The following is a 12,495-nucleotide window of genomic DNA, read 5'->3' as shown; positions in this document are numbered from 1 at the left end:
CAAGCCGCCATGACCGCCGCCCAGCCCACCGCGATGACCGCTTCCGAGATCGAGGCGTTTCTCGACCGGCATTTTCCGCAGATCCATTATGGCGGGCGCACCTATTTCGTCGAGGAGGTCGGGCCGATGCGGGCCCGGCTGCGCTGCGACTATCACGAGAAGCATTTGCGGCCGGGCGGCACGATCTCCGGGCCGACCATGATGGCGCTGGCGGATCTGGCGCTCTATGTCGCGATCCTCGCCCAGATCGGGCCCGTCGGCCTCGCCGTCACCACCAGCCTCAACTATAATTTCCTGCGCAAGCCCGGCCAGGCGGCGCTGATCGGGGAGGCGCGCCTGCTCAAACTCGGCAAGCGGCTCGCGGTCGGCGAGGTCGGCCTGTTCTCGCAGGGCGAGGAGGAGCTCGTCTGCCACGCCACCGGCACCTATTCGATCCCGGCCGGGCGCTGACGCGGTATCCTGATACCTCTAGCCGCATTTCCCTGAAAACAATGCGTTTTTGCCGCGATCGGCCTTCGACTATCGCTTGACAGCGCGGCGCCCTGCCCCTATCCACCGGCTCACATCGCCGCCGGTCCCCGGCGGCTTGTCCTTTTTCTCAAGCCACCGAAGGGGTGCCGCGATGAAGACCATGTCGCTGAAGCCCGCCGATGTCGAAAAAAAGTGGGTTGTGATCGACGCCTCCGGGCTCGTCGTCGGCCGTCTCGCCACCATCGTGGCGATGCGCCTGCGCGGCAAGCACAAGGCCAATTACACCCCGCATGTCGACTGCGGCGACAATATCGTGATCGTCAATGCCGAGAAGGTCGTCCTGACCGGTCGCAAGCGCGACCAGAAGGTCTATTATCACCACACCGGCTATGCCGGCGGCATCAAGGAACGCTCCGCCAAGTTCATTCTCGAGGGCCGCTTCCCGGAGCGCGTCGTCGAGAAGGCCGTCGAGCGCATGCTGCCCCGCGGCCCGCTCTTCCGCCAGATCCTCGGCAATCTGCGCGTTTACAAGGGTCCTGAGCACCCCCACGCTGCCCAAATGCCGGAGGCGCTCGACGTCGCCGCGCTCAACCGCAAGAATGCGAGGGTCTGATCATGGCCGAGGTTCTTCAGTCTCTCGAGCAGCTCGGCCAGGTCGCCAAGACCGCCCAGCCGGATGCGCCCGTCCACGTCAAGAAGGTCGATGCGCAGGGCCGCGCCTATGCCACCGGCAAGCGCAAGAACGCCATCGCCCGCGTCTGGATCAAGCCCGGCACCGGCAAGATCACGGTCAACACCCGTGACCAGACCGTGTATTTCGCGCGTCCCGTGCTGCGCATGGTGCTGCAGCAGCCGCTGCAGCTCGTCGACCGCATGACCCAGTACGACGTCGTCGTCACGGTCAAGGGCGGCGGCCTCTCCGGCCAGGCCGGCGCCGTCCGTCACGGCATCTCCAAGGCGCTGACCTTCTACGAGCCCGAGCTTCGCGGCCCGCTCAAGAAGGAAGGCTTCCTGACCCGCGACTCCCGCGTCGTCGAGCGCAAGAAGTTCGGCAAGGCCAAGGCCCGCCGCAGCTTCCAGTTCTCGAAGCGCTGATCGCGTCAGTCACGATCGTCTCGGACAGGGCGGCTCGCAAGAGCCGCCCTTTTCGTATTCACTGGCCGCCGCATCACACCGTCCCGCCGAGGAGCCAGCCATGTCCCGTCCCGTTCTCCTGGTCACCGGCGGCAGCCGCGGCATCGGCGCCGCGACCTGCCTGATGGCGGCGCAGCGCGGCTATGACGTCGCGGTGAACTACCAGACCAGCGCCGAGGCGGCCGAGGCCGTCGTCGCCGCCTGCACCCAGGCCGGGACGAAAGCCGTGGCGCTGCAGGGCGACATGGCCGAGGAAGCCGACATCATCCGCGTCTTCGCCGAGGCACAGGCCGCGCTGGGGCCGCTCAGCCAGGTCGTCAGCAATGCCGGCATCACCGGCCGGGCGAGCCGGCTGGCGCAGGCCGATACCGCGGTGATCCGCGCCTGCATCGAGGTCAACGTCACCGGCGCCCTGCTGGTCGCGCGCGAGGCGGCGCGCGCGCTCGCCGCCAATGCGCAGGCGCGGAACCGGGCGATCGTCACCATCTCCTCGGCCGCGGCGACTTTGGGCTCGCCCGGCGAATATGTCTGGTATGCGGCCTCCAAGGGGGCCGTCGACACCATGACCATCGGCCTGTCGAAGGAGCTGGCCCCGGACGGCATCCGCGTCAATGCGGTGGCGCCCGGCATCACCGAGACCGAGATCCACGCTTTGTCGACCGGCGAGCCCGGCCGTGTCGCGCGCATCGCGCCCATGGTGCCGCTGCAGCGCGCCGCCACCGCGCAGGAGATCGCCGAGGCGGTGCTGTTCCTGCTCTCCGAGGCCTCGGCCTATACCACCGGCATCATATTGCGCGTGGCGGGCGGGCGATGAGCGCCTCTCCCGGCCAGGACTGGCGCGCCGCCTTCGAGGCACCGACCCATTCGCAGATCGAGCAGGAGCGCTGGGTGCTGGCGATGTGCAATGGCCGCCGCGGCGGCCGCTTCGCCGAGATCGGAGCCTTCGACGGGGTGCTCCACAGCAACACGCTGAAGCTCGAGACCGATCACGGCTGGTCCGGCGTGCTCGTCGAGCCGAACCCGATCCTCTTCGCAAGGCTGGCGCAGAGCCGCGGCGCCTGCTGCCTGGAGCGGGCGGTGCACCGCGAATCCGGACAATTGCTCAGCTTCGTCGCGTCGGAGGAGATCGGCACGCTGGCTGACTATGCCGAGGCCGATGCCTATGCCGCGCATCGCCGCGACGCAATCAGCCGCAACGGGTTGATCACCGTCCGCAGCATCACCTTCGACGAGATGGCGGCGGCCGATGGCCGCGGCGCCGACGGTTTCGACTATGTCTCGCTCGACACCGAGGGGTCGGAACTCGACATCCTGCGCACCATCGACCTCGCCCGCCACCGCATCGCGCTCTTCACCATCGAGCATAATTTCGTCGAGCCGCGTCGCGAGCAGATGCGGGCCCTGCTGGCGGAGGCGGGCTATGCGAGGCTGAATGTCGGTTTCGACGATTGGTACTGGCACCAAGCGCATCTCGCCGCGCGCAATGCCGGCGCCCTGCCCGACATCGCCGCGATCAACGCGCATGTGAAGAGCGTGTATCGGGATTGAAAATCCGCCGTCATTGCGAGGAGCGATTGCGACGAAGCAAACCAGGGGGACGTAGCACTCTGCGATTGGGTTGCTTCGCTGCGCTCGCAATGACGGTTGCAGTTACTTAGCGCGACCAGCGCAAGCCACCGTCATTGCGAGGAGCGATAGCGACGAAGCAACCCAGGGGGACGTGGCGCTCTACGACACTGGGTTGCTTCGCTGCGCTCGCAATGACGGTTGCAGGATCGATATCTGGCGCGACCAGCGCAAGCCACCGTCATTGCAGGGAGCGATAGCGACGAAGCAACCCGGGGGGCGTCGAGCTCTGCGATCTGGGTTGCTTCGCTTCGCTCGCAATGACGTGAGCGGGATCATAACCTCCCGCCCAGCCGCTTTTCCACCGCCGCGATATAGGCGTCGCGCGAGGGGGCCAGGTGGGCGCGGCAGAGCGCGACGAGGCGCGGCCGGTCCGCAGCGTCCAGTGCCGCGATCATCGCGAAATGCTCGTCCCGCGCCAGCGCCAGATGCTCCGGGCTCGCCGCCGTGAAGGAGCGCGCGCCATGGACCTTCTGCGCCATCATCTGGATCAGCTCGAGCAGATGGCGATTGCCGCAGGCCGCGAAGAGCGCCTCGTGGAAGGCCATGTTGGCACGGAAGGCGGCGCGGGCATCGCCGGCCGCGACGGCGTCGGCATGGCGCTGCTGGATCTCGCGCAGCGCCGCCAGGACCTCGGGCGCGGCCGGCAGCCGGATCTGCTCGGCCGCCAACGTCTCCAGCGCCTCGCGGACGGAATAGATCTGCCGGACCGCCTCGGGCTCGAGCAGCTTCACCGCCGCGCCCCGGTTCGGGATCCGCTCGACCAGCCCGACCCGCTCCAGCTCGGCCAGCGCCTCGCGCACCAGATGGCGCTTCACCCCGAAACGCGCCGCCAGATCCTCCTCGATCAGCCGCTCGCGCGGCAGCAGCCAGCCGAGCACGATCTCCTCCTCGATCGTGCCGGCGACGGCGCGCATTCGTTCCGCATTGGCCGGCGGCAGGGCGATCGGGGTCATCGACGGATCCTCTCAGCTTGGCAACAGAATTGTTGACAATCACGGCCACAGCAAGTCTCTTCCGGGCATGACCAGCTCCGATGCACCGAAAAAGCCGTCCGCCGCCGGCATGCGCCGCAATCTCGCCAGCTATGGCGATCCCGGCTTCTCCCTGTTCCTGCGCAAGGCCTTCATCAAGGCGGCCGGGTTCTCCGACGACGCGCTGGATCGGCCGATCATCGGGATCACCAACACTTTCAGCGACTTCAACCCGTGCCATGGCAATGTGCCGCGGCTGATCGAGGCGGTGAAGCGCGGGGTGATGCTGGCCGGCGGGCTGCCGATGGAGTTCCCGACCATCTCCATCCATGAAAGCTTCTCCAACCCGACCTCGATGTTCCTGCGCAATCTGATGGCGATCGACACCGAGGAGATGATCCGGGCGCAGCCGATGGATTCCGTCGTGCTGATCGGCGGTTGCGACAAGACCGTGCCGGCCCAGCTGATGGGCGCCGTCTCCGCCGATATCCCCGCGATCCAGCTGATCACCGGGCCGATGCTCGTCGGCCACCACAAGGGCGAGATCCTCGGCGCCTGCACCGATTGCCGGCGCCTCTGGGGCCAGCACCGGGCGGGCACCATCGACGAGGCCGAGATCGAGGTGCTGAGCGGGCGGCTCGCGCCGACGCAGGGCACCTGCATGGTCATGGGCACGGCCTCGACCATGGGCTGCCTGGTCGAGGCGATGGGCATCGCCCTGCCGGGCACGGGCACCATCCCCGCCACCCATGCCGACCGCATCCGCGCGGCCGAAGCCAGCGGCCGCCAGGCCGTCGCCTTGGCGAAGAACGGGCCGAAGCCGAGCGAGCTCCTGACCCGCGCCGCCTTCCGCAACGCCATGGTGGTGCTGCAGGCGATCGGCGGCTCGACCAACGGGCTGGTGCATCTCGCCGCGATCGCGCGCCGGGCCGGGCTCGGGATCGATCTCGAGGAGTTCGACAGGATCGGCCGCGAGGTGCCGGTGCTGATCGATCTCAAGCCCTCGGGCGATCATTACATGGAGCATTTCCACTGGGCCGGCGGCATGCCCAGGCTGCTGAAGGAATTGGGCGCCCATCTCGAACGCGACGCGATGACCGTCTCCGGCCAAACCATCGGCGCGATCGCCGACGCGGCCGAGATGGTCCCCAACCAGACCATCATCCGCAGCGCCGACGCGCCGCTGAAGCAGACCGGCGGCATGGCCGTGCTGCGCGGCAATCTGGCGCCGGGCGGTGCGGTCATCAAGCATTCCGCCGCCTCGCCGGCGCTGCTCACTCATACCGGCCGGGCGGTGGTCTTCGACTCCGTCGAGGACATGGTCAATCGCATGGACGACCCGGCGCTGGACGTTACGGCGCAGGACGTGCTGGTGCTGCGCAATGCCGGCCCAAAGGGCGCGCCCGGCATGCCGGAAGCCGGCTATCTCCCGATCCCCAAAAAGCTCGCCCAGGCCGGCGTGAAGGACATGGTCCGCATCTCCGATGCGCGGATGAGCGGCACCGCCTTCGGCACCATCGTCCTGCACATCACCCCGGAATCCGCCGTGGGCGGCCCGCTCGGCCTGGTGCGCGACGGCGACATGATCAGCCTCGACGTGCCGGCGCGGCGCATCGAGCTCCTGGTCGACGCCGCCGAGCTGGAGCGGCGCAAGAGCGAGTTCACGCCGCCGGCGCATCTGACGGAACCCGCCCGCGGCTATCGCGGCCTCTATCTCGGCAGCGTGCTGCAGGCCGATGAGGGCTGCGATTTCGACTTCTGCTGAGAAAATCGACGGCCGGCCGAACCGGCCCGACCCCCAACCCCGAGGATGAACCCATGTTGAAGCGGACTTTTCTCGGCGGCGCCATCGCCGCCCTCGCCCTCGCAGCCGCGGCGCCGGCCCTGGCCCAGGCCTATCCGAGCAAGCCGATCACGCTGCTGGTGCCCTATGCGCCGGGCGGCGCCACCGACATCATCGGCCGCGTCATCGCCGAAGAGCTGTCGCAGAGCATCGGCCAGCGCGTCGTCGTTGAAAACCGCGCCGGCGCCGCCGGCAGCATCGGAGCGGCGGCGGTCGCCCGCTCGGCTCCGGACGGCTACACGCTGCTGATGGGCGCGCTCACCAGCCATTCCATCAACATGAACCTGCAGGCCAAGCCCGGCTTCGACCTGAAGAAGGATTTCGTTCCGGTGACGCTGGCCGGCACGGTCGGCCTCGCTCTGGTCGTCCACCCCTCCGTCCAGGCCAAGACCATTCCCGAGCTGATCGCGCTCGCCAAGGCCAAGCCCGACGAGTTCAACTACGCATCCTCCGGCAATGGCTCGCCGCAGCATCTGGCGGGCGAGATGTTCAACGCCCGCGCCGGGACCAAGCTCGGCCATGTCCCCTATCGCGGCTCCGGCCCGGCGATGACGGATATGATCGGCGGCCAGGTCAAGGTGATGTTCGACACCATCCCCTCCGTGCTGCAGCATGTGAATGCCGGCTCGCTGAAGGCGATCGCCACCACGGGCCGCGAGCCCTCCCCCTTCATGCCGGACTACCCGACGGCGATCGCGCAGGGGCTGCCCGATTTCGAGATCGGCTCCTGGTTCGGCGTGCTGGCGCCGGCGGGTACGCCGCAGCCCATTCTCGACCGGCTCAACGCCGAGATCGGCAAGGCGCTGAAGAGCCCCAAGGCGCTGGAGGCGATGAAGCTGCAGGGGGTGACGCCGAAACCCGGCACCTCGGCCGAGGCCAGCGCGCTGATCGACAGCGAAATGAAGAAATGGGGCGAGCTGATCAAGGCCACCGGCCTGAAGGCCGAGTGAGCTCGCAGAGCAAACGGAGAGGCCGGAGCCATGCCAGGACCGATCACACAACTCGCCATCGTCGGCTCCGGCATGATCGGCGCGAGCTGGGCGGCTCTCGCCTCGGCCCATGGCCTGGCCGTCTCAGCCTATGATCCGGCCGCCAAGGCGGAGCCGAAATTCCGCGCCTATGTCACCCGCGCCAAGGGCCAGCTGGCCGAGCTCGGCCTGACCGGGCAAGGCGAGATCCGCTTCTCGACGGATCTGGCCTCGGCCCTCGCAGGGGCGCAGTTCGTGCAGGAGAACGGGCCGGAGAACGAGGCCGTCAAGCGCGGCCTGCTGCGCGAGATCCAGCGCGCCAGCCCGCCGGACGCGATCATCGCCAGCAGCACCTCGGCGCTGGTGCGCAGCGCCATCGTCGCGGATTGTCCCGAGCCGCGCCGCGTCATCGTCGCCCATCCGTTCAACCCGCCGCATCTCGTGCCGCTGGTCGAGCTGGTGGGAGAGGATCGCGAGGTCGTCGAGACCGCCGCCGCCTATTACCGCGCCCAGGGCCGCCGGCCGGTGATCATGAACAAGGAGATGCCCGGCCATATCGCCAACCGGCTGGCTTCCGCCCTGTATCAGGAGGCCGTCTACCTCGTCGAACAGGGCGTCGCCAGCGTCGCCGACATCGACGCCGCGCTCTGCAACGGTCCCGGCCTGCGCTGGGCGCTGATGGGCCCGCACATGACCTATCATCTCGGTGGCGGGGCCGGCGGCATCGCCGGCTACCTCGCCCATCTCGGCCCGAGCCAGCTCAAGCGCTGGGAATCGCTCGGCAAGCCGTCGCTCGACGAGGGCGTGCGGCAGGCGATCATCGACGGCGTGGCCGAGGAGGCCGCGGGCCGCAGCATCCCCGAGCTGGAAGCGAGGCGCGACGACGGTCTGATGGCGCTGCTCAAGGCGCGCAAGCTGGTCAGCGAGTAGAGCCCGCCCGCCTGCGGCGACGCTCACAATTCGCTGTCGAAGACGATCGCCGAGAATTCGGCCGCGACCCGCCCGGTGGCGGCCGCCGTCAGCATCGCCACGGCCGTCTCCGCAGATTGCGCGGTGATCCTGCCCTCGCCCTGGAGATTGACGGCTTTGGCGAGGGTGAAGCCGATCGCCGGCAGGCTCCGCATCGGCAGCGGCAAGGCGATCTCCTGGCGGATGCCGGCGCCTGCATCCTGGTAGCCGTCCAGCAGCAATAAGCCGGGGCGCCGCCAATAATAGCGCCGGCAGAGGCGCTCCTCATCCGGCAGGCTGCGCAGCGACCACCCCGTCGCATGCCGGCCGGGCTCGAGCTTGACCCGCCGGAAGCGGGCGGCTCCGGCCGGGCTCGCCAGGCGCAGCATCAGCGGCCCGTCATCCCCCGCCGGCGGCACCAGGCTTAGGCTCGACCAGCCCTCCGCGGGTTCGAGCCGTCCGCTCGCACCCCCGAAGCCGACGTCCAGCGCCGCCCCCGACAGCGCCTCGACCGATAGCGTCAGCGCCATGCCCGCGAAGGTGGCGAGGCCCCAGAGCGCCGGCTCGACGATCTGCACGATCATGCCCGAGGCCAGCGTCAGAGCCGGGCCGGAGCGGGCGAGCGACGCGCCGGCCGGCCCGGCCTTCCAGCGATCATAGCCATAGGAACCGGCAGCGAGCGCACCGCCCGCGAAGCCGCGCTGGTTGATCTGCATGTCGCCATTGACCAGCAGATTGGGCTGCGCCCGCTCCTGCGCCCAGGGCGTCGCCGGCAGGCTGACCCGGCCGGAGGCGTGGTCGATCACCAGCGCCTCGCGCCAGGCGGTGCCGTCGCTGCTCACCTTGACATGCAGATCGTCATCGCCGGCGAGGCCGATCTCCGCCCGCCCCGACCAGCCGGTCTGCATCAGGAGACTGACGGTGTCGGCCGGCCCCGCCTTGTTGAGCTTGAGCTGGTGGCCGGCGCCGGCATGGTTGAACAGGCTCGCCGCCGCCGAGACGGCGAGCCGCGTGGTCTCGTCGGCGCTGGCATTGACGCCCCAGAGGCTGGCGCCTTCGCTGCTGAGCGGGCTCGCCCGGCGCCAGAGGCTCCCGGTCCAGATCTGCAGCTCCGCCTCGTCCTCGACCCAGCATAGCCAGCCCTTGCGCGGCTGCAGGAAGCTCCAGCCACCATCCTCGAACAGAGCGAGCTGGTTCTCCCGCCCGGCGAAGACGCCCGCCCCGCTCGGCGGCACCAGATAGGCTGCAGTCTCGGCGGGCGCGGCCGGCGGCGCGGCCTGCGAGCGGCTGATCACGGAAAGCTGGATCAGAGCGTCGAGCCGCGTCAGCGCGTCGTTATGGGTGACGTGTTTCTGGGCCTGCCCGGCGGCGAGCAGGGGCAGGGAAAGCCGCGGTGTGACGGACATGGGACCTCGCGAGCGGCGCGACGATGCGCGATCGGGGGGCATTATCCGCCGCTGACCCGCCACCGGGGATAAGCCAGCCCCGCCGCGTGGAAAGGTCCTCCGCCGTCGCAGCATATATGCAACATCGCGGCAGTTTTGTACGATTTATATTGAATGATCGCGCCTCAACACCGTAGATGACGTAACGTCAATGACGAGAAACTGAGCGCGATCCTTGTCCCTCGAGCCGATTGAGTTCATCCCTGCCGCCGAGCCGCGCGCCGCGAGGGCGGCGGATCCCCGTCCGTCGGCTTTTTCCGGCGCGATCGACTTCCTGGGCCAGGTCCATGACACGCTGCACCTCGCCTGCGGCTGGATCCTCGGAGAGGAGGAGGCGGAGCCCGACTTGCTGTGGCGCGCCGGGACCGCCAATAGCCGGGCCTCGGCCACCGCCTGCCATTGGCTCCCCCGCCCCGATCTCCCGGACTTCCTGGAATCCGGCCGCAAGGCCGGGTTCAAGCGCGGCTTCCTGGCGTTGTTCTCCGCGACGCCCGGCTTGCCAGGGCTGCGCCTCCTGGTCAGCGCCAAGGGCGCGGCGCGCAGCCGGGTGACGCTCTCGGCCGCCAGTACAGACGCGTTCGCGGATTTTTTCGCCGGCGCGTCGCCGGAGCTGCAATTCGAGATCGCGCATCTGCTCGGCCAGTCCGGCCTGCTGCGGCAAGCCGACGGCGCTGCGGGCGGTCCCGATTATGGCGATTGGCTGGACGAGCTGCCCTATCTCGAAGGCAGCGGCCAGGCCGGCGGCCTCTCCTACGGCTTCGACATCAAGCTGCTCGCCGATGACGGCCAGTTGTTCATCGAGGGCTGGATGAAGAATGCGGGCGCGGCGCGCGCCCCGTCGATCCGCGTCGTGCTGACCGAGGCGGCCCTGCTGCGCTACCAGGTGATCGACCAGGCGGCGCTGCGCGACGACATCGCCTCGCCCGGTGCGGGCGGGTTGAAGCGGCCGGGCTTCTTCATCATCGGCCAGTCGCAGCCCCGGCAAATCCGGGGCGCCGCGAGCCCCGTCCTGGAGATCCAGCATGGCGGGGCCCGGCACTGGCTGCGGCTCTCCCCGCAACAGGTCTCTCCGACCGCCTGGCGCAATTCCTTCGTCGCCTGCATCGGAGATCGCGCCCGCATCGAGCCGCAGGCGCATCGCGCGCTGCTGGCCTTCTTCAGCCGCCCGGCCCTGCCTTGCCCCGCCTCGCCGGCGCCACCGCGCGCTGCCCCCGCGATCGCCGCGATCTGCCTGGTCGATTTCCGCCACGACAACCCGTGCCGCGGCCTGATCGTCGCGTCGCTGGCCCGGGTGGAAGCGGCCGGGCTGAAGCTGATCGCCGTCACCGATCCCGAGACGATCCGCTCAGGCATGGCGCTGCTCGCTCCGCGCGACCGCAGCGGCGGCAGCACCCATTACGCGGAAACCCTGGTGGAGGGGCTGGAAGCGGCGGCGCTGGAACCGCACGACAACGTCCTGTTCCTCTCCTGCGCGACGCTGCTGCGCGGCGACCCCGTCGCGGCCTTCGCCGGTGCGGCGGCACAGCGCGCCCCGCAGGCCACCCATTGGCTGATCACGCCCCGCACCGTGAGGGAGGAGCAGGTCGGCGCCCTGCGGCGCATGCTCGCTTTGCCCGGCAAGGCGCCGGAGAGCGGCGCGGAGGGCGACGCCAGCGAAGCCTATCTCGATTTCTTCGTGCCCCTGGTCGCGCCTTCCAGCAGCGTGCTGGGCCTGGCGAGGCATTGGACGCCGCCGCTGCCGGCGCTGCTGTTCCGCGAGGTGATCCGCCGGGCGGTGACCGATTCCCGCCTCGGCGTGATCAGGCTCGACAGCCTGTCGAGCTACCGCCAGCAGGACGAGGCGGAAGCCCGGTTCCTGCGCCTCTATCGCGAGCTGTCCGCATGAGCATCCGCAGCCGCCGGAGCCGGCGCATCGCCGTCTTCTCGCATTCCCACCCCTTCTACACGCGCGGCGGCGGCGAGATCGTCGCCTATAACTCCTACAGGGCGCTGGTCGAGGACGGGCATGACGCCATCTTCGTCGCCGCGATCAATCTCGACCTGAAACCCAATGTCTCGGTGTTTCATCCCGACGAGACGCTGATCGAATACGAGCCGCGCGAATACATCTTCCCGGTGCGCCAGTTCGAAGGCTTCTTCCAGACCAATTGGCATCGCCCCGCGCAGGTGGTCGAGCGCCTGGCGCAGCTGCTGGAGGAGCGCGGCATCGAGATCGCGCATTTCCATCATTTCTGGAATATCGGGCTCAACGTCATCCTGGCCCTGCGCATGCGCTGCCCGCAGATCCAGTTCGGCATCACCCTGCACGAATATCTCTCGATCTGCTTTCGCGACGGGCAGATGGTCAAGACCGGCTCGAACGCGCTCTGCACCAAGGCGTCGGACATCGACTGCCACCTCTGCTTTCCCCAGCATAATCGCGACCATTTCCGGGCGCGGCGCGAACTCTTCCTCGACCTTCTCGACATGTTCGACATCGTCGTCAGCCCCAGCGAGTTCCTGGCGCGGCGCGTGGCCCAGAACGGCTATGGCAAGGACATCTACATCATCGAGAACGGCCATGAGCGCGCCCCGCCCAACGTTGCGCTCCGGGATGCGCAGGCGCTGTCGCGCAGCTTCGCCTTCTTCGGCCAGCCGACCCCCTTCAAGGGCATCGACGTCTTCGTCGGCGCCGCCGCCCGGGTGATCGCCGGCGGGCGGCGCGACCTGAATTTCGTCGTGCATGGCTGCAACAAGGCGAAGTTCATCGAGACCTTCGGGGCGCATTGGGGGCCGACCGTCGACCAGCTCGGCGCCGCGCTGCAGTTCCAGGGCGTCTACGAGCCGCAGCACGTCTTCGCGCTGATGCAGCAATCGGGCTACATCGTCATCCCCTCGATCTGGTGGGAGAATTCGCCGCTGGTGATCCAGGAGGCCTATCTCGCCGGCCGCGTGCCGATCGTCTCCGATATCGGCGGCATGGCGGAAAAGGTGCTGCCGGGCGTCACCGGCCTGCACTTCACCGCGCGCAACGCCAGCAGCCTCGCCGAAGCCATGCTCTCGGTGGGGGGCGTGGTCTCGAAATGGGAGCAGATGATCGCCGCCGC

11 protein-coding genes are annotated in these 12,495 nt (G+C 68.8%); 9 read left to right on the top strand and 2 right to left on the bottom strand.

The window, feature by feature from the left end; all coding sequences use genetic code 11:
- Positions 1 to 9 precede the first annotated feature (9 nt).
- The 5 genes from ASG72_RS09130 to ASG72_RS09110 all read left to right on the top strand — a co-directional run bounded on the left by ASG72_RS09130 (position 10) and on the right by ASG72_RS09110 (position 3,153).
- Positions 10 to 450, top strand: a complete 441-nt coding sequence (locus tag ASG72_RS09130; protein WP_056711346.1) for a PaaI family thioesterase — start codon at positions 10 to 12, stop codon at positions 448 to 450.
- Between the two features lie 172 nt (positions 451 to 622).
- Complete coding sequence (rplM, locus tag ASG72_RS09125; RefSeq protein ID WP_056711344.1) at positions 623 to 1,084, top strand: 50S ribosomal protein L13; 462 nt, start codon at positions 623 to 625, stop codon at positions 1,082 to 1,084.
- A 2-nt stretch (positions 1,085 to 1,086) separates the two neighbouring features.
- Positions 1,087 to 1,566: a 30S ribosomal protein S9 gene (gene rpsI / locus ASG72_RS09120; protein ID WP_056711342.1), complete on the top strand. Its 480-nt coding sequence runs from the start codon at positions 1,087 to 1,089 to the stop codon at positions 1,564 to 1,566.
- Positions 1,567 to 1,666: 100 nt separating this feature from the next.
- Positions 1,667 to 2,419 carry an SDR family oxidoreductase gene (locus ASG72_RS09115; protein ID WP_056711340.1) on the top strand — a complete coding sequence of 251 codons (753 nt, stop codon included), beginning with the start codon at positions 1,667 to 1,669 and terminating at the stop codon, positions 2,417 to 2,419.
- Positions 2,416 to 3,153 carry an FkbM family methyltransferase gene (locus ASG72_RS09110; protein ID WP_056711338.1) on the top strand — a complete coding sequence of 246 codons (738 nt, stop codon included), beginning with the start codon at positions 2,416 to 2,418 and terminating at the stop codon, positions 3,151 to 3,153. The genes ASG72_RS09115 and ASG72_RS09110 overlap by 4 nt, the downstream gene beginning before the upstream one ends.
- A 353-nt stretch (positions 3,154 to 3,506) precedes the next feature.
- On the opposite strand, the gene ASG72_RS09105 is transcribed toward ASG72_RS09110, so the two are convergent.
- A complete protein-coding gene (locus ASG72_RS09105) occupies positions 3,507 to 4,187 on the bottom strand; it encodes a GntR family transcriptional regulator (RefSeq protein WP_056711336.1) in 681 nt (226 codons plus the stop codon).
- Positions 4,188 to 4,254: 67 nt separating this feature from the next.
- On the opposite strand from ASG72_RS09105, the gene ASG72_RS09100 reads away from it, so the two are divergent.
- From ASG72_RS09100 to ASG72_RS09090, 3 genes are read left to right on the top strand one after another with little or no spacing between them, the layout of a single operon-like run.
- Entirely contained in the window at positions 4,255 to 5,970 is a 1,716-nt protein-coding gene (locus ASG72_RS09100) for an IlvD/Edd family dehydratase (RefSeq protein WP_244488753.1), read from the top strand.
- Positions 5,971 to 6,023: 53 nt separating this feature from the next.
- Complete coding sequence (locus ASG72_RS09095) at positions 6,024 to 6,998, top strand: tripartite tricarboxylate transporter substrate binding protein (RefSeq protein ID WP_056711333.1); 975 nt, start codon at positions 6,024 to 6,026, stop codon at positions 6,996 to 6,998.
- A gap of 30 nt (positions 6,999 to 7,028) precedes the next feature.
- Complete coding sequence (locus ASG72_RS09090) at positions 7,029 to 7,946, top strand: 3-hydroxyacyl-CoA dehydrogenase NAD-binding domain-containing protein (protein WP_056711331.1); 918 nt, start codon at positions 7,029 to 7,031, stop codon at positions 7,944 to 7,946.
- 23 nt (positions 7,947 to 7,969) lie between these two features.
- On the opposite strand, the gene ASG72_RS09085 is transcribed toward ASG72_RS09090, so the two are convergent.
- Positions 7,970 to 9,370, bottom strand: coding sequence for a DUF2793 domain-containing protein (locus tag ASG72_RS09085; RefSeq protein ID WP_056711329.1), 1,401 nt, complete (start codon positions 9,368 to 9,370; stop codon positions 7,970 to 7,972).
- 214 nt (positions 9,371 to 9,584) lie between these two features.
- On the opposite strand from ASG72_RS09085, the gene ASG72_RS09080 reads away from it, so the two are divergent.
- The gene (locus ASG72_RS09080) at positions 9,585 to 11,294 is read left to right on the top strand and encodes a hypothetical protein (protein ID WP_056711327.1); all 1,710 of its coding nucleotides are present in this window, start codon (positions 9,585 to 9,587) and stop codon (positions 11,292 to 11,294) included.
- The last annotated feature ends 1,201 nt before the right edge of the window (positions 11,295 to 12,495 follow it).

The organism is Allobosea sp. Leaf344 (assembly GCF_001426225.1).
Taxonomy (GTDB): Bacteria; Pseudomonadota; Alphaproteobacteria; order Rhizobiales; family Beijerinckiaceae; genus Allobosea.
Note: the sequence above shows the minus strand (reverse complement) of the source record. Positions and strands in the feature narration are given on the sequence as shown.